The following is a 24,815-nucleotide window of genomic DNA, read 5'->3' on the forward strand; positions in this document are numbered from 1 at the left end:
GCCCGACATTGCCATAACAATCGTTTCGTCCCGGCAATGCGGCGCAGACATCGCCCGCTCAGTCTCCCCTGCACGGCTCCCGCTTACGGCAGCCCCACAAGGAGACGACGAACATGACCAAGCTCTTCCTCACCACCCTCGTCATCGGCACCCTGTCGGTTGCGGCCGCTGCGGACGCCAATGCCTGGACGCGATCGGCGACCGGCACCGGTCCGCGCGGTACCTCCAGCGTCACCGCGACTGGAAGCTGCGCCAATGGAAGCTGCAGCCGCAACGTCACCCGCACCGGCCCCGCCGGCAACACCTACACCCGCACCGGCACGATCTCGCGCTGAGCGAGGCCGGGCCGGGCCGTCGTCGCGCCTGCCCCGCGCGGCGGCGGCTCGCACCCTCGAAAGCCCAGGAGAACGACATGTCCACCTACTCTCACCTCATCTCGCCAGCACGCATCGCAATCATATCTGCACTGATGGTCGCAATGGCCACGCCCGGTTTCGCGCAGACCCAGGTGCCCGCCGATATGCGGAGCGAGGCAATGTTGTTGCTGCGCGCATGTAGCGCCGACTATGACCGCCTGTGCAGCAGCGTCACGCCGGGTGGCGGACGCATCCTCGCCTGCCTGAAGTCTCATGCCGACCAGCTCAGCGCCGCTTGCGCGCAAGTGATGCCACGCGCGCAATCGCTGCGAGAGCGCGCGATCACCGCGGGCGTCGCCCCGAAATAGGAGGACACGATGAGTACGGCATCACTCCTGCTCGATCCCACGCTCCGTCGCTTGATCCTGGCGACGGCGCTTGGCCTGATGCTGCTCGAATACGGCATTGGCCGATTGGCTCACCGCGAGACCCACGATTGGCGCGAAAGCGTTGCGTCATTCGGCGTCGCGCTGGGGCAGAACGTACTGCGCGCGGTTGAGGCGGGAATACTCGCCGTGCCGTTCGCCTTCCTCTACAAGCACCGCCTGTTCGACTTCGAGCAATCCGGCCCGCTCGCGCTCGCGGGATTGTTCGTCGGCAGCGAGTTTATGTACTATTGGCAGCACCGGGCCTCGCACCGTATCCGCTGGATGTGGGCGACGCATGCGGTGCATCACTCGACCACACGGCTGAACCTGACGGCGGCGATTCGACTCGGCTGGACCGGCAACATTTCGGGCAATTTCCTCTTCTTCCTGCCGCTCGCCTGGATTGGATTCCATCCCTTCGCCATCGTGACGATGCTCGGGATCAACCTGCTCTACCAGTTCTTCATCCACAGCGACTTTGCACCGAAGCTCGGTGCGCTCGAATGGATACTCAACACACCGAGCCATCATCGCGTGCACCACGCCTGCAACGAGGCGTGCCTCGACAAGAACTATGGCGGCATCCTCATCGTCTTCGACCGCCTGTTCGGCACCTTCGCCGAGCGGCCCACGGACCAGCCGCTCCGCTTCGGCCTCGTCGGCGGTGCGCCCTCCTTCAACCCGATCCGGATCGCGCTCGGCGAATGGATCACGATGCTCGCCGATGCCTGGGAGGCGCACGGTGCGGGCGCAAAGCTGCGCGCACTGTTCGGCCCGCCGGGCGGCTAGAACCGCCCACCCAGAGTTGAATTTCTGCGACCATCGCGCGAGCGGCGGCAATCGTGCAGCGGAACCGACCCTAACCGGGCATTTACCGAGAGTTAGTTTCGTTCGCCTATCTTCGCGCCATGGAGGGGAGAACGGCGATTCCGTCCCGGCGGTGGCCTGCCTGGGCGAATGCGACTGCATTGCTGCTCGCAGGCTGGATCGCATTGGCCATCCTCACCTTACAGGTTCGTCCGGGCGCGACGGTCGTCGCGGTTGCGTTTCCACCCTGGTGGAGCACGCAGCAGGTCTTTCAGGCTGCGGGATCGGCGCAAGCGTCGATCGTGAGGGCGACCGCCCTTCCCACTCTTCTCGTCGTCCGCCCGGATGACCATGACGGACTGACTCGCCTGCATGATGCCGGCGCATGGTTCGTGATGGACGCGCAAGCGGTCTCAGCATGTTTTGGTGGATTGCCAGATGGCGGGTAGCCATTTGGCACGTAGTCCTGGAGAGGATGAATGGTTGTCGAGAACGACGGACTGGAATCGCTGCGGCAAACCACCAGCAAGATTCTCGTCGCGATGCTCTGGCTGCACGTGCCGATCAGCATGACCATAGGGCTTGCGCTCGGCAAGGCCTGGCTCACCCCTGCAATCTTCATGACGATCTTCGCACTCGCCGCGACCCTGTCCTGGCGCGTGTCCGGCAATGGCCTCTCCACCCGCCTCGTTTTCGCGGTTGCTCTCATGAGCGGCGTGTCGATGTTCACCTGGCAGTTCGAGGGACATCCCTGGCAGATCGACATGCACATGTACTTCTTCGCGGCGCTGGCCTGCACGGTCGCCTATTGCGACTACCGGCCGATCGTCGCGGCGACGGTCGCGGTCGCGCTGCATCATATCGCGCTGAACTTCCTGCTCCCCGCGGCGATCTATACCGGCGGCTCCGATTTCGGTCGCGTCGTGCTGCATGCGGTCATCCTGCTGATCGAGGCCGGTGTTCTGATCGCGCTCGCGCATAAGCTCCAGGAGCTGTTCGAGACGACGGCAGTGAAGACTGCCGAGGCCCAGACGGCGATGGCGGCCGAAGCGCGCGCCAACAGCGAGCGTCATGAGGTCGAGCAGCGCGCCGAGCAGGACCGAGAGGCGGCCAAACAGCGGCTTGCGAGCAATTTCGAACGCAGCATCGGCGGTATCGTCGAGGCGGTAGCGATTGCCGCCGGCGAGGTGCAGCAGCTGTCGTCCGCGATGAGCAACAACAGCGCCGATACCGCGCGTCAGACTGCGGCCGCGGCTGCGGCCTCGAACCGGGCCTCCGGCAATGTCGAGACGGTGGCCGCCGCGACCGAGGAGCTCACCGCATCGGTCACCAGCATCACGCAGCAGGTCGCACGCTCCGCCGAGATCGCCGCCCGTGCCGCGGACGAAGCCCGCCGCACCAATCAGGTGGTCGAAGGCCTTGCCAGCGGCACGCAGAAGATCGGCGAGGTCGTCACGCTGATCCAGAACATTGCAAGCCAGACCAATCTCCTGGCCTTGAACGCCACCATCGAGGCTGCCCGCGCCGGTGAGCACGGCAAGGGTTTTGCCGTGGTCGCGAGTGAAGTGAAGGCGCTGGCAAACCAGACCGCCAAGGCCACCGAGGAAATCTCGGCCCAGGTGCAGACCATCCAGAGCGCCACGGGCGACGCCGTCAACGCCATCCAGGCGATCGGCGCGACCATCGCCGAGATCGACGAAATCTCCGGCCAGATCTCGACTGCGGTCGATCAGCAGGGTCTCGCAACCCGCGAGATCGCCGGCAGCCTCCAGCAGGCTGCCACCGGCACCCGTGAAGTGAACGACAACATCGCCAGCGTCAGCAAGGCGTCCGATGAGGCAGGTACCGCCGCCTCGAAGATGCATCAGGCCGCCGCGGGACTGTCCTCGCAGTCCGACCGTCTCAAGGCCGAAGTGGATGGCTTCCTGGGATCGCTGCGGACGGCGTAGGGCGCCGCGGGGAAGCTGTCACCGCCCGGCTTGACCGGGCGCTCCAGTACGCCGCGGCGTCTCCGTATCTCACTAGCTTCTCTGGAATACTGGATCACCCGCTTTCGCGGGTGATGACAGCGATGAATGCGGTGGGCGTAAGTGCACCGCGGCAGCCAGATCAGATCTCCAGATCAGATCTTCTGATTGTACTCGCCGACCTCGGGATGGTCACGCAGCACGCTGTTCACCATCTCGAACATGTCGTGCATGCGCTGCTCGGAGACCGGGCTCTCGACCACGACGACGAGTTCGGGCTTGTTTGACGAAGCACGCACCAAGCCCCAGCTGCCGTCCTCGACCGTAACGCGCACGCCGTTGACGGTGACGAGATCGCGGATCGACTGGCCGCCGATCTTGGCGCCCTGCGCCTGCAAGCCTTCGAAATGCTTCACGACCTGGTCGATGACACCGTACTTCACCTCGTCGGCACAATGCGGCGACATGGTCGGCGACGACCAGGTCTTCGGCAGCGCATTCTTCAGATCGGCCATCGACTTGCCGGGCGCGCGATCGAGCATGTCGCAGATCGCGATCGCCGAAACGAGGCCGTCGTCATAGCCGCGGCCATACGGCTTGTTGAAGAAGAAGTGGCCGGACTTCTCGAAGCCCGCGAGCGCACCGGTCTCGTTGGTGCGGCGCTTCATGTAGGAATGGCCGGTCTTCCAATAGGCGGTCCTGGCGCCCTGCTTCTGCAAGACGGGATCGGTGATGAACAGACCGGTCGACTTCACGTCGACGATGAACTGCGCGTCCTTGTGGATCGCCGACATGTCGCGCGCCAGCATCACGCCGACCTTGTCGGCAAATATCTCCTCGCCGGTGTTGTCGACGACGCCGCAGCGGTCGCCATCGCCGTCGAAGCCGAGACCGACATCGGCCTTGTGATGCAGCACCGCGTCGCGGATCGCGTGCAGCATCTCCATGTCCTCAGGATTCGGATTGTATTTCGGGAAGGTGTGGTCGAGCTCGGTGTCGAGTGGGATCACCTCGCAGCCGATCGCCTCCAGCACCTGGGGCGAGAACGCACCAGCCGTACCGTTGCCGCAGGCCGCGACGACCTTGAGCTTGCGCTTGAGCTTTGGGCGATTGGTGAGGTCGGCGATGTAGCGCGCCGGATAGTTCTCGTGGAACTGGTAGGAGCCGCCGGCCTTGTTCTTGAACTCGGCGCCCAGCACGATCTCCTTCAGCCGTGTCATCTCGTCAGGGCCGAAGGTCAGCGGACGGTTGGCGCCCATCTTCACGCCGGTCCAGCCATTGTCGTTATGCGAGGCCGTGACCATGGCGACAGCGGGCACGTCGAGGTCGAATTGCGCGAAATAGGCCATCGGCGTCACCGCAAGGCCGATGTCGTGGACCTTGCAGCCCGCCGCCATCAAGCCGGAGATCAGCGCATATTTGATCGAGGCCGAATAGCCGCGGAAATCGTGGCCGGTGACGATCTCTTGCTTGACGCCGAGCTCGGCGATCAGCGCGCCGAGGCCCATGCCGAGCGCCTGTATCCCCATCAGGTTGATTTCCTTCTGGAACAACCACCGCGCGTCGTATTCGCGGAAACCCGTGGGCTTCACCATCGGCTCGGATTCGAAGGCGTAGGTGTTGGGCAACAAGACGGATTTCGGCTTGGGGAACATTGAGGCGGTCTCGTGAAAATGGCGGGATTGATGCAGCCTTAGCGAATGCCAGGGCGCAGCGGAAGGCGGGAATGAAGGCTTATGGCGGATAATTGCGGCAGTTTGGTAACGGAAAAGCGTTACCGGCCGCAGGTTCGCTCAGGGCAGTTTCGAAATCATGAGGCTGAAATGCGGCCGCTTTTACTGCTCCAGCACCATCTGGCCGTTGGCGTACTCAAAGCGCTTCAGGCGGGACAGGAAGGAGAGGCCGAGCAGGTTCTCGGACAGCGCGGCGTCCGGCAGCACCATGGCATCGACGTCGCGCACGACGAGGCCGCCGACATCCAGCATGGCAATGCGGGCGCGCGCGGCCTTGATGGTGCCGTTCGCGGTGGTGACCGTGGCGTTGTACTCGCTGCGCGAGGGACGCAATCCGAAGCGGGCGGCCGAGGTCTCGTTCAGCGCCACCACGGAGGCGCCGGTGTCGACCATGAAACCGATGCGCTGGCCGTCGATGCGGCCCTCTGTCTGGAAATGACCGCGGATGTCGCGGGGGATGTTGAGGCTGCGGCTGCCGGCCGGCGCGGCGGTCGCAACTGCGACCGTCGTGTGCGGCGCCGACGTGGCGGAGGCGGAGCTCATCCTGTCCGCCATCTGCGCCATGAATGTACCGAGACCGATCATCACGGCCGCGAAGATCATAATGTTACGCATCACACCACTTCCGAGCCGAACGCGCGATTTCACCACGCGACGCGCCCTGCTGCGAGCGAGGTCGCAGCAACGCCGGTGCTATTTTGACGAAAAGGATGAGCGGACGGTTAATAATACGGCTTCACGTCCCGCGCGGCTTGGCCCGGCGGGTCGGCAGTGCGGTCGCCGGATCGTCCGGCCAGGGATGGCGCGGGTAGCGGCCGCGCAGGTCGGAGCGGACGGCGGCGTAGCTGCCGCGCCAGAAGCCGGGGAGATCGCGCGTCACCTGCACCGGGCGCTGCGCCGGCGACAGCAGCTCAAGCACCAAGGGCACCTTGCCGGCGGCGATCGACGGATGGGTGTTGAGACCGAACAATTCCTGCAGCCGCACGGCGATGGTCGGCCCCTGCTCGGCCTCGTAGTCAATTGCCAGCACGCTTCCCGTCGGCGCCTCGAAATGGGTCGGCGCCTCGCGATCGAGCCGCGCGCGCATCTCCCATGGCAACAGCGCCATCAGCGCATCGGAGAGATCGCCGGCGGAAATATCCTTCAGCGCGATCTTGTCGTAGAGCACCGGCACCAGCCAATCGTCGCGCCGCGCGATCAGCCCATCGTCCGACAGATCAGGCCAGCTCTCGCCCTCGGCCTTGCGCAGAAACATTACGCGGTCGCGCCATTGCTTGGCGGCCTTCGACCAGGGCAGCCGGTCGAGGCCCACAGCAATCAGTCCGTCAGCGAAGATGCGCGCAGTAACTTCCGAAGGCGACACCGAAAGCGTGGCCTCGGACAGCGTGATCGCATGCAGCACGCGCTTGCGCCGTGCGCGCAGCGCCATCGCGCCGCGGTCGAAGGAGATCTCGTCGACGCTCTCGATGTGCTCGGCAAAGTGCCGCTCGATGTCAGCTTCGGCGATTGGCGCGGCGAGCAGGATGCGGCCGCTCGCGGCTGTGCCGGTCATCTCGCCGATCGCGATGTAGGGTGCGCGAGCGAGCGACGAGGTTTGCTCCACTGCGGCGCCACGACCGTTGGCGAGCACGAAGCTGCCATTGCCGCGGTTGCGCGCGACACGGTCCGGGAAAGCATAAGCGAGCATCAGGCCGGTCGAGAGATCCTCCTGCTGACCCGGCTTCTCGGAGGCTGCCACCTGCGAGGCCCAGCGTCGCGCCATATCGCGCGCGCTCGCGGCCCGCGGCGAACGGTCGCGGCGGAACTGGTCGCGCCGGAGCTCGAGATCCGCGCTGTCGCCGCCGAGCCCGCGCTCGGTGATAACAGCTGCGATCTCGGCCGCTTCCTCGCCGCACCCCGCGCGATGCGAATCCACGATCATGCGCGCCAGCCGCGGCGGCAGCGCCAGCGCGCGCAGGCTCTTGCCCTCAGCGGTGATGCGGCCGTCGCTGTCGAGCGCGTTGAGCTCGGTGAGCAGGCTTTTGGCTTCCTTCAAGGCCGGCTGCGGCGGCGGATCGAGGAACGACAGCGCGGCCGGATCGGCGACGCCCCATTGTGCAAGATCGAGCACCAGCGAGGAGAGATCGGCGCTGAGAATTTCCGGCTGCGTATAGGGCGCCAGCGACGCCGTCTGCGGTTCGTCCCAGAGCCTGTAGCAGATGCCAGGCTCGGTACGGCCGGCGCGACCGCGGCGCTGGTCGACCGCAGCGCGCGAAGCACGCACGGTCTCGAGCCGCGTCAGGCCGATATCGGGCTCGTAGCGTGGCACGCGGGCAAGACCGGAATCGACGACGATGCGCACGCCTTCGATGGTGAGCGAGGTCTCCGCGATCGAGGTCGCGAGCACGACCTTGCGCATGCCCCTGGGTGCGGGAGAAATGGCGCGATCCTGCACGGCGGCATCGAGCGCGCCGAACAGCGGCACGATCTCGGTGGAAGCGTCTTGCACGCGCTCGGCCAGGAAATTCTGCGTACGACGGATTTCGGCGGCGCCCGGCAGGAACGCCAGCACCGAGCCACTGTCGGCACGGAGCGCCGAGGCAATCGCATCCGCCATTTGCCGCTCGACCGGTGCATCCGCCTTGCGGCCGAGATAGCGGGTCTCGACCGGAAACGCCCGCCCCTCGCTCTCGACGACCGGCGCTTCGCCGAGCAACCTTGCGACACGTGCGCCATCGAGCGTCGCCGACATCACCAGGATCCGCAGATCCTCACGCAAGCCCAGTTGCGCGTCGCGCGCCAGCGCAAGGCCGAGATCGGCATCGAGCGAGCGCTCGTGGAATTCGTCGAACAGGATGGCGGCAACGCCTGACAGTTCAGGGTCGTCGAGGATCTGGCGGGTAAAAATGCCTTCGGTCACGACCTCGATGCGCGTTGCACGGGAGATTTTCGAGCCGAAGCGAACGCGGTAGCCGACGGTCTCACCCGCGCGCTCGCCGAGCGACTTGGCCATGCGGTCGGCGCTGGCCCGTGCCGCGATGCGCCGGGGCTCCAGCACGATGATCTTCTTGCCCTTGGCCCAGGGCGCATCGAGCAGCGCCAGCGGCACGCGCGTGGTCTTGCCGGCCCCGGGCGGCGCCACCAGTACGGCTGCGTTGTGCGCCTCCATGGTGCGCGACAAATCGCCGAGCACGGCATCGATCGGGAGGGGCGTATCGAAAGTGCGGGGCAAGGCCTATCCACTCGTCATGCCCAGGGCTCGTCCCGGCCATGACGGAATTATGCGCAGTGGTCAATGGTCAACCCTGCACAGGCGGGCGGCCGACGCTCTCATAGGTGAAGCCGGCGGCAGCCATGTCCTCGGGGCGGAAGATGTTGCGGAGGTCGATGACGACGGGTTGGGCCATGGTCGCCTTCAGCCGATCGAGATCGAGGCCGCGAAACTGCGTCCATTCGGTGACGACGACGACCGCATCGGCACCTTGCGCGCAGGAATAGGCATCTTCGCAATAGGTGATGCTGGGCAGCTCGCCCTTGGCCTGCTCCATGCCGACGGGATCGAAAGCCTTCACCTTCGCGCCCATGTCGAGCAGACCGGTGACAAGCGGAATCGACGGCGCATCGCGCATGTCGTCGGTGTCGGGCTTGAAAGTCAGGCCGAGCACCGCGATGGTCTTGCCGCGCAAGGAGCCGCCGAGCGCCTGGCTCACTTTGCGTGCCATCGCGCGCTTGCGGTTCTCGTTGACCGCGAGCACGGATTCAACGATGCGCAAGTTGACGTCGTAGTCCTGCGCGATCTTGATCAGCGCCTTGGTGTCCTTGGGGAAGCAGGAGCCGCCGAAGCCGGGACCGGCGTGCAGGAATTTTGTGCCGATGCGGTTGTCGAGGCCAATGCCTCGGGCGACCTCCTGCACATTGGCGCCAACTTTCTCGGAAAGATCCGCGATCTCGTTGATGAAGGTGATCTTGGTCGCGAGGAACGCGTTCGCCGCGTATTTGATCATCTCGGCGGTGCGGCGCGCGGTGAACATCAGCGGCGCCTGGTTCAACGACAGCGGTCGGTAAATGTCGCCCATCACCTTGCGGCCGCGCTCGTCGGAGGTGCCGACGACGACGCGATCGGGAAACTTGAAATCGCGGATCGCGGCGCCCTCGCGCAGGAATTCGGGATTGGATGCGACGACGACATCAGCTGACGGATTGGTCTCGCGGATGATGCGCTCGACCTCGTCGCCGGTGCCGACAGGCACGGTCGACTTCGTCACCACGACGGTGAAGCCGGAGAGCGACTGCGCGATCTCTTTTGCGGCGGCGTAGACATAGGAGAGATCGGCATGACCGTCGCCGCGGCGCGAGGGCGTGCCGACCGCGATGAACACGGCATCGGCATCCGCAACGGGCTTGGACAGATCGGTGGTAAAACCCAGCCGTTTGGCCTTGACGTTATTGGCGACCAGCTCGTCCAGCCCCGGCTCGTAGATCGGGATCTCGCCGCGATGGAGCGCTGCGATCTTCTTCTCGTCCTTGTCGACGCAGGTGACGTCGTGACCGAAATCCGCAAAGCAGGCTCCAGACACCAGTCCGACATAGCCTGTTCCGATCATCGCGATTCGCATGAAAATCCCTGCTCTGGCTTGGTTAACGAAACCCCGGATATAGGGCGGTTTAGCATTTTCTCGACAGAAGGAAACCGTCCGGACGCGAAAACCGGCATGCGAATTGTAGAAGTAAAGAAATCCTAAGCCACGGGGCTGCACACTGCCCCACGCCCGCACAGAACCGGGCGGAATACGCCTCGAAAAGGGACACCATGGCATCACCAGGCACATCAGCCGCGAGCCGGGGACCTAGCGCCTCGCCCGCCGCGCGTGTCGACTGGGTCGACTACGCCAAGGGTATCTGCATCATCATGGTCGTGATGATGCATTCGGTGCTGGGGGTCGAGCTCGCCGCCGGTGAACCCGGGTTCATGCATCTGCTCGTGGCCTTCGCAAAGCCATTCCGGATGCCGGACTTCTTCCTGATATCTGGTCTGTTCCTGCCACTGGTGATCGATCGGGACTGGCGAACCTATCTCGACCGCAAGGTGGTGCATTTCGCCTATTTTTATGTCGTCTGGGTGACAATCCAGTTCGGCTTCAAGGCACCTGCCTTCGCGGCCGAAACCGGCTGGCGCGACGTCGGCCTGCTGTATCTGGAATCTTTCATCGAGCCGTTCGGCACGCTCTGGTTCATCTATCTGCTGCCGGTCTTCTTCGTTGTCACAAAACTGACACGGCGAATCCCCTCGGCCGCGATCTGGATCGTCGCAGCAGCGCTGGAGACGGCCCGCATCACGACAGGCTGGACCGCGATCGACGAGTTCTGCGCGCGCTTCGTCTATTTCTATTCCGGTTATCTGTTCGCGCCCTACGTGTTTGCACTGTCGGACCGCGCAAGAAGCCATCCCGCGCTTGCACTCGCGGCGCTCGCGACCTGGGCGCTGGTCAATGCCGGCCTCGTCGCATCAGGCGCCAGCGAGTGGAAGATCGTCTCGCTCCTGCTCGGCTTCGCCGGCGCCTGCGCCATCATCACATCAGGCACGCTGCTGGCGCGCGCTGGATGGTGCAATTTCCTGCGGTTCTGCGGCGAGCATTCGATCGTGATCTATCTCGCCTTCTTCCTGCCGATGGCGGCGACGCGAACGCTGCTGCTGCACACAAGCATCATTCCCGATATCGGCGCGATGTCGCTGATCGTCACCATCGTCGGCGTGCTCGGATCGCTCGCGATCTGGCAGATCGCGCTGCGACTGCACGCCGACTTCCTGTTCGAGCGACCCGACGCATTCTGGATCGCGCCAAAGAAGGTCGGACCGGTGTTGCAGGCGGCGGAATAGACCGCTTCAGGGGCGCAGATACAAAGCGCCCGTCGTCCGCCCGGCCTCGAGGTCGGCCTGAGCCCGCGCCGCGTCCTGCAAGCTGTAGGCTGTGCCGCCCACTTGCAGCACACCATCGGTGATCGCGGCAAGCACCCGCTCGGCAGAACGGCGATACCCATCGGCATCGTTCATGTGAGCCATGACGCTCGGCCGCGCCAACATCAGGCTCCGCCGCGGCCCGAGATCGTGAACATCGACCGATGGGATCGGCCCGGCCGACTGGCCAATACTGGCCACGACGCCGAAGGGCCGCACGCAGCCAAGCGTCTTCTGCAGCGTCGTCCCGCCGACGCCGTCATAGGCGACATCGACGCCGCGCCCGGCGGTGACATCGGCGATGGCTGCGGCAAAATCGGCATCCCGCCCAATGATCACATAAGACGCACCGGCAGCGCGGGCGATCTCGGCCTTGGCCTGTGATCCGACGGCCCCGATCACGATCGCCCCTGTTACGCTGGCCCAGCGCGTCAGAAGCTGTCCGAGCCCTCCTGCGGCGCTATGGACGAGAATTGTCGTGCCGCCGCCAACCGCGAAAACACGATTGAGCAGCATGTCCGCCGTGATGCCCTTGACGAACGCCGCAGCGATCGCCTCGTCCGCGATGCCGGCGGGAAGCTTCACACAGCGCCAGGCCGGCAAATTGCGCTCGGACGCGTAGGCGCCGACCGGCGCACCCGCATAGGCGATGCGGTCGCCCACCTCGAGACCGGTCACTTCCGGCCCCAGCGCCGCAATGACGCCCACCGCCTCGACGCCTGGAATGCGCTCGGGTGGAAGCGCGTAGAGACCCTTGCGCTGATAAATGTCGATGGAATTCACACCGATTGCGGTCTGCTGCAACCGGATTTCGCCGCGGCCTGGCGGCGGCAGGTCTGCGCTCACCAGCTCGAGCTGGTCTACGCCGCCGGGGCTCTTCAATCTCACGAACACGGCCATATCGGGTCCTCCTGTCGATGACGGAAGGACTATGGAATGACGCCACAATCTGCGAAACTGCCCAAGATTGAGATCTTGATGTGAGAATTCGCACAAATGGACTGGACCGACCTGCAGCATTTCCTGGCACTCGCACGCGAGGGCACCCTGTCCGCCGCGGCGAGGAGCCTCAACGTCGACCATGTCACCGTGGCCCGCCGCGTCGCTGCCCTGGAAGCATCCTTGTCGCTCAAGCTCGTTGACCGCAGGCCGCGCAGCTATGAACTCACAGAGAACGGCAAGCGCATCGCCAAGATCGGAGCTCCGATGGCCGAGACGGCATTTGCGGTTGAGCGCGCCGTGCAGGCTTCGAAGTCCGGGATCGGCGGCGAGATCACGATCAGCGCGCCACCTTCGCTGGCCAACGTCCTGATCGCGCCGAAGCTGATCCGGCTGCGACAACAGCATCCCGGCATCAGAATCAAGCTGATCGGCGAGAAGCGCACGGCCTCGCTCAACCGTCGCGAGGCGGATCTCGCGCTTCGGCTGTCGCGTCCGACGGAGCCAGGGCTGATCGCGCGCAAGATCGGCTATTTCGAGTTCGCCCTCTATGGCTCGCCGGACTATCTGAAGACGACGCCACCGCATGCTTTCGCATTCGTCGCCTACGATTCCAGCATGGACGAAGCGCCTCAGCAGCGATGGCTGATGCGCTTCGCGGCATCGCGCGAAATCGTGCTTCGCACCAGCGATCTGGAGAACCAGGCGGCGGCCGCAAGGACGGGAATGGGTCTGGCAGCCTTGCCGAAATTCCTCGGCGAGGCCGATCCGCAGCTGGAACGTTATGACGTCGGCGGCCGTCCCGTCGGGCGCGAGGTCTGGCTGGTTGTCCATCGCGACCTGCGCCGCACGCCCACGATACGCGCTGTTGCAGGTTTCATCGAGGACTGCCTGGCCTGAGGCCACGATTTGCTGTGCGAGTCGGCAAAATAGCGATCCGCCGAGGCTGTCTTTTGCCGCAAAAATTCATACATTGCGGCCATGCCCAAGAGCTCCCAAACGACATCCCCGAAGACCTCCGCCAAAGCCGACACCAAGCCCACTGCTGCGACAGCTGCTGCCAAACCGGTCGCGGCCAAGGCGGCCGGCAAAGGCGACCATATCTTCCTGGTCGATGGTTCCGGCTACATCTTCCGCGCCTATCACGCATTGCCGCCGCTGAACCGCAAGTCCGACGGCTTGCAGGTCAATGCCGTGCTCGGCTTCTGCAACATGCTGTGGAAGCTTTTGCGTGACATGCCGGCCGACAACCGGCCGACGCATCTGGCGATCGTGTTCGACAAGTCGGAAGTCACCTTCCGCAACAAGATCTATCCCGAGTACAAGGCGCACCGGCCGCCGGCGCCTGACGATCTGATCCCGCAATTTGCCCTGATCCGCGAGGCCGTGCGCGCCTTCGACCTCCCCTGCCTGGAACAAGGCGGCTTCGAGGCGGACGACCTGATCGCCACTTATGCGCGGCAGGCGAGCGAACGCGGCGCCACCACGACCATCGTGTCCTCCGACAAGGATCTGATGCAGCTCGTGAACGACAAGATCGTCATGTACGACACCATGAAGGATCGTCGCATCGGCATCCCTGAAGTGATCGAGAAATTCGGCGTGCCGCCGGAGAAGGTGGTTGAAGTTCAGGCGCTGGCCGGCGATTCCACCGACAACGTGCCCGGCGTGCCCGGCATCGGTATCAAGACCGCGGCGCAGCTGATCGTCGAATATGGCGATCTCGAACAGCTCCTGTTCCGCGCCACCGAGATCAAGCAGCCGAAGCGCCGCGAAGCGCTGATCGAGAATGCCGACAAGGCGCGGATCTCGCGCCAACTCGTCCTGCTCGACGACAAGGTCGACCTTGAGGTGCCGCTCGACGACCTCGCCGTCCACGAGCCCGATGCGCGCAAGCTGATCGCCTTCCTGAAGGCCATGGAATTCACGACGCTGACGCGCCGCGTCGCCGACTATTCGCAGATCGATCCGAGCAACGTCGATGCGGACGCGTCGAACAGCAGCGCGGCCAAGGCCGGCGGCCCGGCCGCGAAAGCAGCTTCGTCCGAGACGTCGGGCGACCTCTTCGCCGCTCCCGCGGCCACCGTCAAGGGCGGTGACAAGGGCGACAAATTGGCAAGCCTGAAGGGCGCGCCCATCTCGCTCGCGGTCGCGCGCGAAGAGGCATTGCGCAAGCTCCCGGTCGACCGGGCCAAGTACCAGACCATCAAGACGCTGGCCGAGCTCAACGCCTTCATCGCACGCATCCATGATTCCGGCCATGTCGCGATCGAGATCAAGGCCAATTCGATCGATCCCATGCAGGCCGATCTCTGCGGCGTAGCACTGGCGCTGGCACCGAACGAGGCCTGCTATGTGGCGTTGGCACACAAGCAGTCCGGCGGCGGCGCCGGACTGTTCGACGCCGGCCTCGCGCCGGATCAGGTCAAGCACACCGATGCAATCGAGGCGCTGCGACCGGTGCTTGAATCAGCCGGCATCATCAAGATCGGCTTCGACGTCAAATTCGCCGCCGTGATGCTGGCGCAGCACGGCATCACCCTGCGCAACGCCGACGATGCGCAGTTGATCTCCTATGTTCTCGATGCCGGCCGCGGCTCGCACGCGCTGGAATCGCTGTCCGAGCGCTGGTTCGGCCACGCCATGCTGAAGGAGAGCGAGCTGCTCGGCAGCGGCAAGAGCAAGATCACCTTCGATCAGGTGCCGATCGACAAGGCAGCGCCGCTGTCGGCAGAGGGCGCCGACATCGCCTTGCGGGTCTGGCGCGTGCTGAAGCCGCGCCTCGTCGCAGAACACATGAACACGGTTTACGAAACGCTGGAGCGGCCGCTGGTCTCGGTGCTCGCACGCATGGAGCGTCGCGGCATCTCGATCGACCGCCAGGTGCTGTCGCGTCTATCAGGCGACTTTGCCCAGACTGCCGCGCGCGTCGAGGCCGAGATCCAGGAGATCGCCGGCGAGCCCGTCAATGTCGGCAGCCCCAAGCAGATCGGCGACATCCTGTTCGGCAAGATGGGCCTGCCAGGTGGCACCAAGACCAAGACCGGCGCGTGGTCGACCACGGCGCAGGTGCTCGACGAGCTCGCCGAGCAGGGCCATGATTTTCCGCGGAAGATCTTGGAGTGGCGCCAGGTCTCGAAGCTGAAATCGACCTATACCGATGCACTGCCGACCTATGTCAATCCGCAGACCCATCGCGTGCACACGACCTACGCGCTGGCCGCGACCACCACGGGCCGGCTGTCGTCGAACGAGCCGAACCTGCAGAACATTCCGGTGCGCACCGAGGACGGCCGAAAAATTCGCCGCGCCTTCATCGCGACGCCCGGACACAAACTGGTCTCCGCCGACTATTCGCAGATCGAATTGCGCCTGCTGGCAGAGATCGCCGACATTCCGGTGCTGAAGCAGGCATTCAAGGACGGCCTCGACATCCACGCGATGACCGCATCGGAAATGTTTGGCGTGCCGATCAAGGGCATGCCGAGCGAAATCCGCCGCCGCGCCAAGGCGATCAATTTCGGCATCATCTACGGCATCTCCGCGTTCGGCCTCGCCAACCAGCTCGGCATCGCCCGCGAAGAGGCTTCGGCCTACATCAAGAAGTATTTTGAGCGCTTCCCCGGCATCCGCGCCTATATGGACGAGACGCGCGACTTCTGCCGAAGCCACGGCTACGTCACCACGCTGTTCGGCCGCAAGTGCCACTACCCTGATATCAAGGCGTCCAACGCCTCGGTGCGCGCCTTCAATGAGCGCGCGGCGATCAACGCCCGGCTTCAAGGCACCGCCGCCGACATCATTCGCCGCGCCATGACGCGCGTCGAGGACGCGCTCGCCGAGAAGAAGCTTTCGGCGCAGATGCTGCTCCAGGTGCATGACGAATTGATCTTCGAGGTGCCGGACGCGGAGGTCGAGAAGACGCTTCCCGTCGTCCAGCACGTGATGCAGGACGCGCCGTTCCCGGCCGTGCTGCTGTCGGTGCCGCTGCATGTGGACGCGCGCGCGGCGAAGAACTGGGACGAGGCGCACTGACGGCCATCCCATGAAGATCGCAGCCATCTCCGGAAGCCTGCGGGCCGGTTCGAGCAATACAGCCGTGTTGCGCGCAGCCGCGCAGCTTGCCCCTGCTGGCGTCGAGGTGATCCTGTTCGAGGGAATTGCCGGCCTGCCTTTCTTCAATCCGGATCTCGATGGCGACGATGTGCCTGCGCCTGTCGGCGCGATGCGGGAGCTGATCGGACGCGTCGACGGGCTCCTGATCTCGAGTCCCGAATATGCCCGCGGCGTCGCGGGCGTATTGAAGAACGCGCTCGACTGGCTGGTGGGGAGTCATGAATTCCCTGACAAGCCCGTCGCGCTGATCAACACCTCACCGCGCGCAACGCACGCGCTGGCCGCCCTGACGCTGACGCTGGAGACGATGTCGGCGCGGCTCGCCACGGAGGCCTGCGTGACCCTGCCGCTGCTGGGCGGCGCCTGGGACGAACATGGCATCGCCGCCGATCCTGTCCTCGCGGAGCCTTTACGTTTGGCGGTGGAGCGCTTCGCTGCGTTTATCCGCACCGCGCAGGCGGGGACGTAGAACCGAACCGAATTGTCCTCCGTGCAATTGCGCGATGGCCGCGCGGTCCCGCGCCTATTAGAACCGCTGCATCTCCCGCACCGGTTCAGCCATGCCCCACACCTCCGCTCTGCTCGGCTTCGCCCTCGTCTGCCTCGGTCTCGTGCTCACGCCTGGGCCGAACATGATCTATCTGATCTCGCGCTCGATCACGCAGGGACCGGCGGCCGGCATCGTCTCGCTCGGCGGCGTTGCGCTGGGCTTCGTGTTCTACATGCTGTGTGCGGCGTTCGGCATTACGGCGCTGTTGCTCGCCATTCCCTTCGCCTATGACGCGCTGCGCTTTGCCGGCGCCGGCTACATGCTCTGGCTGGCCTGGCAGGCGGTGAAGCCGGGCGGCCGCTCGCCGTTCCAGGTGAAGCAGCTCGCGATCGACAGCCCGCCCAAATTGTTCACGATGGGGCTCGTCACCAATCTGCTCAATCCGAAGATCGCGATGCTGTATCTCGCTCTGCTGCCACAGTTCATCGACCCCACGGCCGGCAGCGTGCTGACCCAGTCGGTGGCGCTGGGCGCGATCCAGATCGCGATCAGCGTCAGCGTCAATGCGATCATCGCGCTCACGGCCGGATCGATCGCGCTGTTCCTGGCGAGCCGGCCGAGCTGGATGCTGGTCCAGCGCTGGCTGATGGGCACCGTGTTGGCGGGCCTTGCCGTGCGGATGGCCGTGGAAGCGAAGAAGGTGTGATCTTCACCTCTCCCCGCCTGCGGGAGAGGTCGGATTGCGGAGCAATCCGGGTGAGGGGGCACAGGTCTCACGGGCATCTCATCTGCGGAGACAGGCCCCCACACCCCAACCCTCTCCCCGTAACAACGGGGAGAGGGAGAAGAAGCCTCAATCCAGCTTCGCCTCCATCCCCCGCTTCACGGCCGGACGCGCCATCAGCGTCTCGTACCAGCGCTTGACGTTGGGGAAATCGGCCAGATTCACCTTGTGGCGGGGATGGCGCCAGGCCCACCCGAGGATGGCGAAATCGGCGACCGAGAGGTTGCCGGCGACGAACTCGCGGCTATCGAGGCGACGGTCGAGCACGCCGTAAAGCCGGCGGGTCTCCGCCATGTAGCGCTTGAGCCCATAGGCGCGGTCCTGCTCGTTCTCGAGCGCAATGAAATGATGCACCTGGCCGGGCATCGGGCCAAAGCCGCCCATCTGCCACATCAGCCATTCGTAGACCGGAATGCGCTCGCCAAGCGATTTGGGCAGGAATTTGCCGGTCTTTTCGCCGAGATAGAGCAGGATCGCGCCGGATTCGAAGATGCTGACCGGCTTGCCGTCCGGGCCCTCCGGGTCGAGGATCGCGGGGATCTTGTTGTTGGGGGACAGTTTGAGGAACCCGGGCGCCATCTGCTCGCCCTTGGTGATGTTCACCGGAACCACCTTGTAGGGCAGCCCCATTTCCTCCAGCGCGACCGAGATTTTGCGGCCGTTCGGCGTGTTCCAGGTGTGCAGCTCGATGGTCATTTGCCTGTTTCCTTACCCGGTTTCTTGCCCAGTTTCTTGCCCGCGATATCGGGCATCCACCTACTCCAGGAGCTTGCACCCCCACAACCGGCGGAGCGGGATGGCCGATCCCTGTTGACGGTAGACACCCCCACTGGAATGTCGTGGCGGTCGCGGATAAATTCCGCCACCTCTCAAAAACGCTGTTCGAGGGACCACCGTGTCGAAATCTGCCTCCCGTGCCCGCCTGTTCGAAATCATCCGCCGCCGCTCCTTCGGCCGGGGCGAGGTGACGCTCGCGTCGGGCCGCAAGAGCGATTTCTATTTCAACCTCAAGCCGACCATGCTCGACCCCGAGGGCGCGACGCTGCTCGCCGAGCTCACCTATGAGACGCTGAAGGACGACAATCTCGACTTCATCGGCGGGCTCGAGATGGGCGCGGTGCCGCTCGCCGGTGCGCTGGCGCAGATCTCCTGGATCAAGGGCCACCCGATCGCGGCCTTCTTCGTGCGCAAGAAGCCGAAGGAGCATGGCGCCAAGCTGGCGATCGAAGGCCTGCCCAAAGGCGAGACGCTCGCCGGCAAGCGCGTCGTGATCGTCGAGGACGTCACCACGACAGGCGGCTCGGCCATGAAGGCCGTGGAATCCGTGCGCGAGACCGGTGCCGAAGTCGTGCTGGTGCTGACCATGGTCGACCGCGAGGAAGGCGCCACCGACACCTTTGGCGCAGCCGGCCTGCCGTTCCGCTCGCTGTACAAGGCGTCGGAATTCCTGAAGGCCTAAGCGGCCGCGCCGCGCCCCCTCAACCGCTCATTTACCATCCCGCTTTATGGTGAATCATGTGCTGAGACCTGACGGTCCCGGCCGGTTCAGTAGCGTCGGGTGGAGTAAGCGTTGCGTACCATTGTGTCCCATGCGCGCCGGCGGCGTCGCGCGATGCTTGTGGCCGCCATTCTCGCAGGCCCGCTGCTTGCAGCCCCCGCCCCGGTTTCAGCCGAGGGCCTGTTCGACTTCTTCTTCGGCGGACTACAGCAGCAGCGGCCCCAGCGCGACGTGCCGCCGCAGGCGAGCTCCTTCGTCGATCCCTTCGCCAGTCAGCAGACCCAAGGCCAGCCCCAATATGTGCCACCGACACGCACGGCGGCGGCGGGCGGCTCCGGCCCTGCGTTCTGCGTGCGTAGCTGCGACGGCAAATATTTTCCGCTGATGCGCGGCCTCGCTTCGCCGGCGCAGATGTGTCAGGCCTTCTGCCCTGCCACCGCGACAAAAGTGTATTTCGGCTCCTCGATCGACGGCGCTTATTCACAGACCGGCGAGCGCTACGCCGACAGCGAGAACGCCTTCGCCTACCGCAAGGCGCTGCGCGCGGACTGCACCTGCAACGGCCGCGAGCCGGCCGGGCTGGCACCGGTCGATCTGACGCTCGACGGTTCGCTGAAGGCCGGCGATGTCATCGCCACCACCGATGGTCTCGTTGCCTATACCGGCATCCGCCTCGGCCAGGAGCAGACCGCGGAGTTCACTCCGGTCGCGTCCTATCCCGGCCTCACCGCACAGGTTCGCGCTCGCCTCGGCGAGATGAAGGTGGCGCCGGTGCGCGCGGAGACAGTGGCGGCCGATGCCCCGGCCGCCGAGATCGTACGCGAGACGCTGCCTGACGTGACGGCCGTGCCGAAGGCAACGGCGAAATCGGCGAAGCGGGCGGGGCTGGATTAAGGCCCGACTGTTTCCACACCGTCATTGCGAACGTAGCGAAGCGATGACGGTGGTCGCACTACCGCCCGATGATCACCCCGATCACATTCGGCGCGGCCAGATATTTCTCCTCGATCGCAGCGCGCGCGGCGGCGCGATTTTCGGCCGTCAGCAGGCCGCGCTTCTCGGCCAAAATCATCCAGCAGAAGCCCCACCAATCGGTCAGCATGCCGGTCTCGCCGACGAGGTCATAGCCCTGCTCGGCTGCGAAGATGCGCGCATGGGCTTCGTCCAGCGTGTCGAGGAAATGATGATCCTCGGGCGCGAACAGATCGTCGCTGATGTCGTCGATGGTGTAGCCCCAGATCGACTGGCACACCGCGTTGAACTCGCGGTCGAACTGGTCGTCGTCGACCGCATGACGCCGCGCCGCCTGGTGCAGCCGCGACAGCGACCGCGCGAAATCGGCGATCCGGGTGAGTGCAAACTGATCGAAGGCAATGGTGGACATGTAGTCCTCGCGACGGCTGTCAGACCCTAGATATTGTGTCGGCAATGCGCCGAATCACAATGATATATCAAAGACTTGCTAAAGTGTTCTTAATTTGTTCCAAGGGAATGGCAATACGAAGTCGAAGGTCTTTTCTCTTTGTAGAAGAGCTTGTTGGAGGACCTACACGTGAGACGACAGGATGCAATCCGAATGGCACTCGAACTAGGCCGTCCGATGGGTATCATCACATTCGATCAACTCAACGACTTGTTGCCAACAACCACCATGACCCCCGAAGACATCGAAGCGGTCATGCAGGCGCCTAGCGACGAAGAATAGACCTCGTCGAAAGTGACCCGTCATAGGGTTCGCCAGGACGACGATGGGCGGCAGTTCGCTTCGCCCCAGCTCGCCTCAATTCGCCGCCGACATCAACCTGTCCCCGCACGCGCTGGCGTAAAACTTGCCGCCGCATTGGCGCTTGATGGCGGCGCAGCGCTGCGCAGGCGTGGCGTTTTGCGGGAGGGAGAAGCCGCAGCTGAGGCCATCAGCGCTGCGCTTGCCGGCGGCGAAGGCGGCGCTCGAACTGGCGATGCAGATGACGAGAAGCGCTGCGGCCGCGATTTCGATCAGCAGTCTCATGAGGCGTCTCCTCCACAGTGATGGCTGAATCTGCGCTCACTGTAGCACCAAATCAGCGTTTCTCCGTGCTGGTCCGGGTTCCCAAAGCGGCCCGTTCCTTGCATAATTTTACGCCAGCGCAGTGCACTGCCGCGCCAGCGATGGTTCCGGTGCAGGGGCAAGACCTTTAGAGTTACAAGACGCGTAGGGTTTAGTGGTGTTTCAGTCGACCAGGAAGTGACGGCCTTGCAAGATCAATCGTTCCAGTCAAGTTTCCCAGCCCCCGGTCAGCCCATCGACGAGCTCGCGCTGGCGGAGATCAAGGGCGCGATCCTGGCGAAGCTGCGCCTTGCCATCGGCAAGGACGCGGGCATGGCAACCAGGCACGACTGGTACCAGGCCGCGGCACTGGCGCTGCGCGACCGTATCGTGCACCGCTGGCTCTCGGCCGAGAAGCGCAGCTACGACGCGGGCCGCAAGCGCGTCTATTATCTCTCGCTCGAATTCCTGATCGGCCGTCTCTTCACCGACGCACTCAACAACATGGGGCTCTTGAAGATCTTCGAGGTCGCGCTCGGCGATCTCGGCGTTTCGCTGCCCGAGCTGCGCAAATGCGAGCCGGATGCGGCGCTCGGCAATGGCGGCCTCGGCCGTCTCGCCGCCTGCTTCATGGAGAGCATGGCGACGCTGTCGATCCCCGCGATCGGCTACGGCATCCGCTACGATTACGGTCTGTTTCGCCAGATCATCAATCAAGGCTGGCAGCAGGAATATCCGGACGAATGGCTCGGCTTCGGCAATCCCTGGGAATTGCAGCGGCCGGAAGTGATCTACGACGTCAATTTCGGCGGCGGCGTCGAGCATGTCGACGACAAGGGCCGCGACCGCGCGATCTGGCATCCGGGCGAGACCGTGCAAGCGATAGCCTATGACACGCCGATCGTCGGCTGGCGCGGCCAGCACGTCAATGCGCTGCGGCTGTGGTCGGCGCGCTCGCCCGATCCGCTCAAGCTCGATGCCTTCAACATGGGCGACTATGTCAGCGCCAGCGCCGAGCAATCGCGCGCGGAGGCGATCTGCAAATTCCTCTATCCGAACGACGAGAGCCCGGCGGGCCGCGAGCTGCGGCTGCGGCAGGAATATTTCTTCGTCTCGGCCTCGCTGCAGGATCTGATCAAGCGGCACCTGTCATCCGATGGCCAGCTGCGCAGCCTGTCGGCCAAGGTCGCAGTGCAGCTCAACGACACCCATCCGAGCCTTGCCGTCACCGAGCTGATGCGCATCCTCGTCGACCTCCATAATTTCCGCTGGGACGAGGCCTGGAAGATCACCGTCGCGACGCTGTCCTACACCAACCACACGCTGCTGCCCGAAGCGCTGGAGACCTGGCCGGTCGAGCTGTTCGAGCGGCTCTTGCCGCGCCATCTCGAGATTATCTACCGCATCAACGTGCAGCATCTCGCGCTTGCCGAAGCGCGCGCGCCCGGCGACATCGACTTCCGTGCCTCGGTCTCGCTGATCGACGAGAGGAGCGGCCGCCGCGTGCGCATGGGCCAGCTCGCCTTCGTCGGCTCGCACCGCATCAACGGCGTCTCGGCGATGCATTCGGACCTGATGCGCGAGACCGTGTTCCACGATCTCAACCATCTCTATCCCGGCCGCATCACCAACAAGACCAACGGCATCACCTTCCGCCGCTGGCTGATGCTGGCGAACCCGAGGCTGACCGATCTCTTGCGCGAGACCTGCGGCGAAGCCGTGCTCGACGACCCGACCCAGCTCTCGCTGATCGAGGCGCGCGCCAGCGACGCCGAATTCCAGAAGAAATTCCGCAGCGTCAAGCTCCACAACAAGACGGCGCTGGCCCGCCTGATCGGCGAGCGGCTCGGCATCAAGGTGGACCCGACCGCTTTGTTCGACGTGCAGATTAAGCGCATCCACGAATACAAGCGTCAGCTCCTGAACATCATCGAGACGGTCGCGCTGTACCAGTCGATCAAGGACGATCCCAACGGCAATTGGGTGCCGCGGGTGAAGATCTTTGCCGGCAAGGCGGCGGCAAGCTACCGCTACGCAAAACTGATCATCAAGCTGATCAACGACGTCGCCGAAGTCGTCAACAACGATTCCACGATCGGCGGCAAGCTGAAGGTCGTCTTCCTGCCCGACTATAATGTCAGCCTCGCCGAAGTGATCATTCCCGCGGCCGACCTGTCCGAACAGATCTCCACCGCCGGCATGGAAGCCTCCGGCACCGGCAACATGAAGCTGGCGCTCAACGGCGCCATCACCATCGGCACGCTCGACGGCGCCAATATCGAGATTCGCGACCAGGTCGGCGTGGAGAACATCGCGATCTTCGGCATGGAAGCCGGCGACGTCATGATCCGTCGCAAGCAGGGGCTGGACGCCTCGGACGTGATCCGCAATTCGCCGAAGCTGCAGCGCGCCATCAACGCGATCGGCGCCGGCGAGTTCTCGCCCGGCGATCCCGGCCGCTTCGAATCGATCGCGCATGCGCTGCGCTATCTCGACCATTACATGGTCAGCGCCGATTTCGATTCCTATTACGAGACGCAGCGCGCTGTCGACGCGCGCTGGCAGGTGGCGCCGGCCTGGACGAGAGCCTCCATCCTCAATGTCGCGCGCATGGCCTGGTTCTCGTCCGATCGTACCATCCGCGAATATGCCGAGGAGATCTGGAACGTGCCGGTCAATCCGATCACGCCGCCATTCCAGACAGCCGAAGATCGGCGCGACGCAACCGGCTGATATTTCCGCGGCGTGGAAGCGGCTACGTCTGAGGTAATTGCGCAAGCCGGCGATGGACGTGATATGACGTTCGTCATTGAACGCCGGACATCACCATGCACGCCAAGCTCCCACACCCTTTCGATGACGCGACCCGCATCACCGCCGGTGACTCGAGCTGGCAGGGGCACACCAGCGACGACTACTGGGCCTTCGTCGGTCCATTCGGCGGCGCCACCGCCGCGACCATCCTGCGCGCGCTGATCGAGCATCCGCAAGCCGCCGGCGATCCGCTGGCGCTGACCGTCAACTACTGCGCGCCGATTGCCAAAGGCCCGTTCGACCTCGATATCCGCCTGGTGAAGGCCAACCGCTCCAGCCAGCACTGGAGCGTCGAACTGTCGCAGGGCGGCGGCGAGGTCGCAACGCTCGCCACCGCAGTGTTCGCCGAGCGCCGGCCGTCCTGGGAGCACAGGGTCGCGCAATACCCTGATGCAAAGCCGTTCGAGCAGACGCTGCCATTCCCGAAGATCCAGGCATCCTGGGCCAATCAGTACGAATTCCGCTTCGTCGAGGGCGAGATGCGGCTCGGCCCGCCGCAGGCCGAGCTCGCCAGCACCTACTCGAAAATCTGGATCCGCGATCGCGAACCGCGCAAGCTCGACATGCTGTCGCTGACGTCGATGTCGGACGCCTTCTTCGGTCGCATCTTCCATGTCCGGCGCGAGCTGGTGCCGTTCGGCACGGTGTCGCTGACGACGTATTTCCATACGGACAGCGAAGAGCTCGCGGCTGAGGACGTCACGCGCGTGCTGGCGACGGCCGACTCGAAAATCATGCACAAGAGCTACGCCGACCAGAACGCCGAGCTGTGGTCGCCGAACGGACGGCTGCTCGCGACCACGACGCAGATTGCGTATTTCAAGGCGTAGTTGCTTCCCCGTCATTGCGAGCGCAGCGAAGCAATCCAGAGTCTGTCCGCGGAGACAGCCTGGATTGCTTCGCTCCGCTCGCAATGACGAGG

23 protein-coding genes are annotated in these 24,815 nt (G+C 64.5%); 15 read left to right on the forward strand and 8 right to left on the reverse strand.

Features of this window, described 5'->3' with window-relative positions:
- Window positions 1–113 precede the first annotated feature (113 nt).
- The 5 genes from XI06_RS42690 to XI06_RS42710 all read left to right on the forward strand — a co-directional run bounded on the left by XI06_RS42690 (window position 114) and on the right by XI06_RS42710 (window position 3,540).
- Complete coding sequence (locus XI06_RS42690) at window positions 114–335, forward strand: hypothetical protein (protein ID WP_237859799.1); 222 nt, start codon at window positions 114–116, stop codon at window positions 333–335.
- A gap of 77 nt (window positions 336–412) precedes the next feature.
- Window positions 413–724 (forward strand): cysteine rich repeat-containing protein, encoded by a 312-nt coding sequence (locus XI06_RS42695; protein ID WP_237859801.1) that lies wholly within the window; start codon window positions 413–415, stop codon window positions 722–724.
- Window positions 725–733: 9 nt separating this feature from the next.
- Window positions 734–1,573: a sterol desaturase family protein gene (locus XI06_RS42700; protein WP_271608022.1), complete on the forward strand. Its 840-nt coding sequence runs from the start codon at window positions 734–736 to the stop codon at window positions 1,571–1,573.
- A gap of 179 nt (window positions 1,574–1,752) precedes the next feature.
- Window positions 1,753–2,040: a hypothetical protein gene (locus XI06_RS42705; protein WP_333909391.1), complete on the forward strand. Its 288-nt coding sequence runs from the start codon at window positions 1,753–1,755 to the stop codon at window positions 2,038–2,040.
- A gap of 30 nt (window positions 2,041–2,070) precedes the next feature.
- Window positions 2,071–3,540, forward strand: a complete 1,470-nt coding sequence (locus tag XI06_RS42710; RefSeq protein ID WP_271608023.1) for a methyl-accepting chemotaxis protein — start codon at window positions 2,071–2,073, stop codon at window positions 3,538–3,540.
- 173 nt (window positions 3,541–3,713) lie between these two features.
- Here XI06_RS42710 and XI06_RS42715 read toward each other — a convergent pair whose 3' ends face one another.
- The 4 genes from XI06_RS42715 to XI06_RS42730 all read right to left on the reverse strand — a co-directional run bounded on the left by XI06_RS42715 (window position 3,714) and on the right by XI06_RS42730 (window position 9,886).
- Complete coding sequence (locus XI06_RS42715) at window positions 3,714–5,213, reverse strand: phosphomannomutase/phosphoglucomutase (protein ID WP_271608024.1); 1,500 nt, start codon at window positions 5,211–5,213, stop codon at window positions 3,714–3,716.
- A gap of 180 nt (window positions 5,214–5,393) precedes the next feature.
- Window positions 5,394–5,906, reverse strand: coding sequence for a TIGR02281 family clan AA aspartic protease (locus XI06_RS42720; RefSeq protein WP_237891743.1), 513 nt, complete (start codon window positions 5,904–5,906; stop codon window positions 5,394–5,396).
- A 121-nt stretch (window positions 5,907–6,027) separates the two neighbouring features.
- A complete protein-coding gene (gene hrpB, locus XI06_RS42725) occupies window positions 6,028–8,502 on the reverse strand; it encodes an ATP-dependent helicase HrpB (RefSeq protein WP_271608025.1) in 2,475 nt (824 codons plus the stop codon).
- Between the two features lie 67 nt (window positions 8,503–8,569).
- Window positions 8,570–9,886 carry a UDP-glucose dehydrogenase family protein gene (locus XI06_RS42730; protein ID WP_271608026.1) on the reverse strand — a complete coding sequence of 439 codons (1,317 nt, stop codon included), beginning with the start codon at window positions 9,884–9,886 and terminating at the stop codon, window positions 8,570–8,572.
- Window positions 9,887–10,080: 194 nt separating this feature from the next.
- On the opposite strand from XI06_RS42730, the gene XI06_RS42735 reads away from it, so the two are divergent.
- On the forward strand, window positions 10,081–11,148 hold the full coding sequence (locus XI06_RS42735) for an acyltransferase family protein (RefSeq protein ID WP_271608027.1): 1,068 nt from the start codon (window positions 10,081–10,083) through the stop codon (window positions 11,146–11,148).
- A gap of 6 nt (window positions 11,149–11,154) precedes the next feature.
- Here the strand turns inward: XI06_RS42735 and XI06_RS42740 are convergent, their stop codons facing one another.
- Entirely contained in the window at window positions 11,155–12,126 is a 972-nt protein-coding gene (locus tag XI06_RS42740) for a quinone oxidoreductase family protein (protein WP_271608028.1), read from the reverse strand.
- 96 nt (window positions 12,127–12,222) lie between these two features.
- On the opposite strand from XI06_RS42740, the gene XI06_RS42745 reads away from it, so the two are divergent.
- The 4 genes from XI06_RS42745 to XI06_RS42760 all read left to right on the forward strand — a co-directional run bounded on the left by XI06_RS42745 (window position 12,223) and on the right by XI06_RS42760 (window position 17,477).
- Window positions 12,223–13,065 carry a LysR family transcriptional regulator gene (locus XI06_RS42745; protein ID WP_271608029.1) on the forward strand — a complete coding sequence of 281 codons (843 nt, stop codon included), beginning with the start codon at window positions 12,223–12,225 and terminating at the stop codon, window positions 13,063–13,065.
- Window positions 13,066–13,146: 81 nt separating this feature from the next.
- Window positions 13,147–16,200: a DNA polymerase I gene (polA, locus tag XI06_RS42750; RefSeq protein ID WP_237890754.1), complete on the forward strand. Its 3,054-nt coding sequence runs from the start codon at window positions 13,147–13,149 to the stop codon at window positions 16,198–16,200.
- A gap of 10 nt (window positions 16,201–16,210) precedes the next feature.
- Window positions 16,211–16,750, forward strand: a complete 540-nt coding sequence (locus tag XI06_RS42755) for an NADPH-dependent FMN reductase (protein ID WP_237859820.1) — start codon at window positions 16,211–16,213, stop codon at window positions 16,748–16,750.
- Between the two features lie 91 nt (window positions 16,751–16,841).
- Window positions 16,842–17,477: a LysE family translocator gene (locus XI06_RS42760; RefSeq protein WP_237890756.1), complete on the forward strand. Its 636-nt coding sequence runs from the start codon at window positions 16,842–16,844 to the stop codon at window positions 17,475–17,477.
- A 147-nt stretch (window positions 17,478–17,624) separates the two neighbouring features.
- On the opposite strand, the gene XI06_RS42765 is transcribed toward XI06_RS42760, so the two are convergent.
- The gene (locus XI06_RS42765) at window positions 17,625–18,251 is read right to left on the reverse strand and encodes a glutathione S-transferase family protein (RefSeq protein WP_271608030.1); all 627 of its coding nucleotides are present in this window, start codon (window positions 18,249–18,251) and stop codon (window positions 17,625–17,627) included.
- A gap of 199 nt (window positions 18,252–18,450) precedes the next feature.
- Here XI06_RS42765 and pyrE point away from each other — a divergent pair, with 199 nt between their 5' ends.
- Together pyrE and XI06_RS42775 are read left to right on the forward strand one after the other, a co-directional pair.
- Window positions 18,451–19,014: an orotate phosphoribosyltransferase gene (gene pyrE / locus XI06_RS42770; RefSeq protein ID WP_237859827.1), complete on the forward strand. Its 564-nt coding sequence runs from the start codon at window positions 18,451–18,453 to the stop codon at window positions 19,012–19,014.
- Between the two features lie 153 nt (window positions 19,015–19,167).
- Window positions 19,168–19,947 carry a DUF2865 domain-containing protein gene (locus XI06_RS42775; RefSeq protein WP_237861290.1) on the forward strand — a complete coding sequence of 260 codons (780 nt, stop codon included), beginning with the start codon at window positions 19,168–19,170 and terminating at the stop codon, window positions 19,945–19,947.
- 58 nt (window positions 19,948–20,005) lie between these two features.
- On the opposite strand, the gene XI06_RS42780 is transcribed toward XI06_RS42775, so the two are convergent.
- On the reverse strand, window positions 20,006–20,437 hold the full coding sequence (locus tag XI06_RS42780) for a hypothetical protein (protein WP_237859829.1): 432 nt from the start codon (window positions 20,435–20,437) through the stop codon (window positions 20,006–20,008).
- 168 nt (window positions 20,438–20,605) lie between these two features.
- On the opposite strand from XI06_RS42780, the gene XI06_RS42785 reads away from it, so the two are divergent.
- Entirely contained in the window at window positions 20,606–20,758 is a 153-nt protein-coding gene (locus XI06_RS42785; RefSeq protein WP_271608031.1) for an RNA polymerase sigma factor region1.1 domain-containing protein, read from the forward strand.
- A 75-nt stretch (window positions 20,759–20,833) separates the two neighbouring features.
- Here the strand turns inward: XI06_RS42785 and XI06_RS42790 are convergent, their stop codons facing one another.
- The gene (locus XI06_RS42790) at window positions 20,834–21,061 is read right to left on the reverse strand and encodes a hypothetical protein (protein WP_237859834.1); all 228 of its coding nucleotides are present in this window, start codon (window positions 21,059–21,061) and stop codon (window positions 20,834–20,836) included.
- 225 nt (window positions 21,062–21,286) lie between these two features.
- On the opposite strand from XI06_RS42790, the gene XI06_RS42795 reads away from it, so the two are divergent.
- Together XI06_RS42795 and XI06_RS42800 are read left to right on the forward strand one after the other, a co-directional pair.
- Window positions 21,287–23,812, forward strand: a complete 2,526-nt coding sequence (locus XI06_RS42795) for a glycogen/starch/alpha-glucan phosphorylase (RefSeq protein WP_237859836.1) — start codon at window positions 21,287–21,289, stop codon at window positions 23,810–23,812.
- A 95-nt stretch (window positions 23,813–23,907) separates the two neighbouring features.
- Entirely contained in the window at window positions 23,908–24,723 is an 816-nt protein-coding gene (locus tag XI06_RS42800; RefSeq protein WP_237859838.1) for an acyl-CoA thioesterase, read from the forward strand.
- Window positions 24,724–24,815: the final 92 nt, after the last annotated feature.

Source organism: Bradyrhizobium sp. CCBAU 11434, from assembly GCF_028128895.1.
Lineage (GTDB): Bacteria > Pseudomonadota > Alphaproteobacteria > Rhizobiales > Xanthobacteraceae > Bradyrhizobium > Bradyrhizobium zhengyangense.

Excerpts from the sequence above, each read along its gene's own strand:
- XI06_RS42730 (WP_271608026.1), bottom strand. The coding sequence starts at position 9,886 with ATGCGAATCGCGATGATCGGAACAGGCTATGTCGGACTGGTGTCTGGA.
- XI06_RS42735 (WP_271608027.1), top strand. The coding sequence starts at position 10,081 with ATGGCATCACCAGGCACATCAGCCGCGAGCCGGGGACCTAGCGCCTCG.
- XI06_RS42715 (WP_271608024.1), bottom strand. The coding sequence starts at position 5,213 with ATGTTCCCCAAGCCGAAATCCGTCTTGTTGCCCAACACCTACGCCTTC.
- XI06_RS42695 (WP_237859801.1), top strand. The coding sequence starts at position 413 with ATGTCCACCTACTCTCACCTCATCTCGCCAGCACGCATCGCAATCATA.
- XI06_RS42690 (WP_237859799.1), top strand. The coding sequence starts at position 114 with ATGACCAAGCTCTTCCTCACCACCCTCGTCATCGGCACCCTGTCGGTT.
- XI06_RS42765 (WP_271608030.1), bottom strand. The coding sequence starts at position 18,251 with ATGACCATCGAGCTGCACACCTGGAACACGCCGAACGGCCGCAAAATC.
- XI06_RS42760 (WP_237890756.1), top strand. The coding sequence starts at position 16,842 with ATGCCCCACACCTCCGCTCTGCTCGGCTTCGCCCTCGTCTGCCTCGGT.
- XI06_RS42775 (WP_237861290.1), top strand. The coding sequence starts at position 19,168 with ATGCTTGTGGCCGCCATTCTCGCAGGCCCGCTGCTTGCAGCCCCCGCC.
- XI06_RS42720 (WP_237891743.1), bottom strand. The coding sequence starts at position 5,906 with ATGCGTAACATTATGATCTTCGCGGCCGTGATGATCGGTCTCGGTACA.
- XI06_RS42755 (WP_237859820.1), top strand. The coding sequence starts at position 16,211 with ATGAAGATCGCAGCCATCTCCGGAAGCCTGCGGGCCGGTTCGAGCAAT.
- XI06_RS42700 (WP_271608022.1), top strand. The coding sequence starts at position 734 with ATGAGTACGGCATCACTCCTGCTCGATCCCACGCTCCGTCGCTTGATC.
- XI06_RS42790 (WP_237859834.1), bottom strand. The coding sequence starts at position 21,061 with ATGAGACTGCTGATCGAAATCGCGGCCGCAGCGCTTCTCGTCATCTGC.
- XI06_RS42745 (WP_271608029.1), top strand. The coding sequence starts at position 12,223 with ATGGACTGGACCGACCTGCAGCATTTCCTGGCACTCGCACGCGAGGGC.
- polA (WP_237890754.1), top strand. The coding sequence starts at position 13,147 with ATGCCCAAGAGCTCCCAAACGACATCCCCGAAGACCTCCGCCAAAGCC.
- XI06_RS42780 (WP_237859829.1), bottom strand. The coding sequence starts at position 20,437 with ATGTCCACCATTGCCTTCGATCAGTTTGCACTCACCCGGATCGCCGAT.
- XI06_RS42740 (WP_271608028.1), bottom strand. The coding sequence starts at position 12,126 with ATGGCCGTGTTCGTGAGATTGAAGAGCCCCGGCGGCGTAGACCAGCTC.
- XI06_RS42800 (WP_237859838.1), top strand. The coding sequence starts at position 23,908 with ATGCACGCCAAGCTCCCACACCCTTTCGATGACGCGACCCGCATCACC.
- XI06_RS42710 (WP_271608023.1), top strand. The coding sequence starts at position 2,071 with ATGGTTGTCGAGAACGACGGACTGGAATCGCTGCGGCAAACCACCAGC.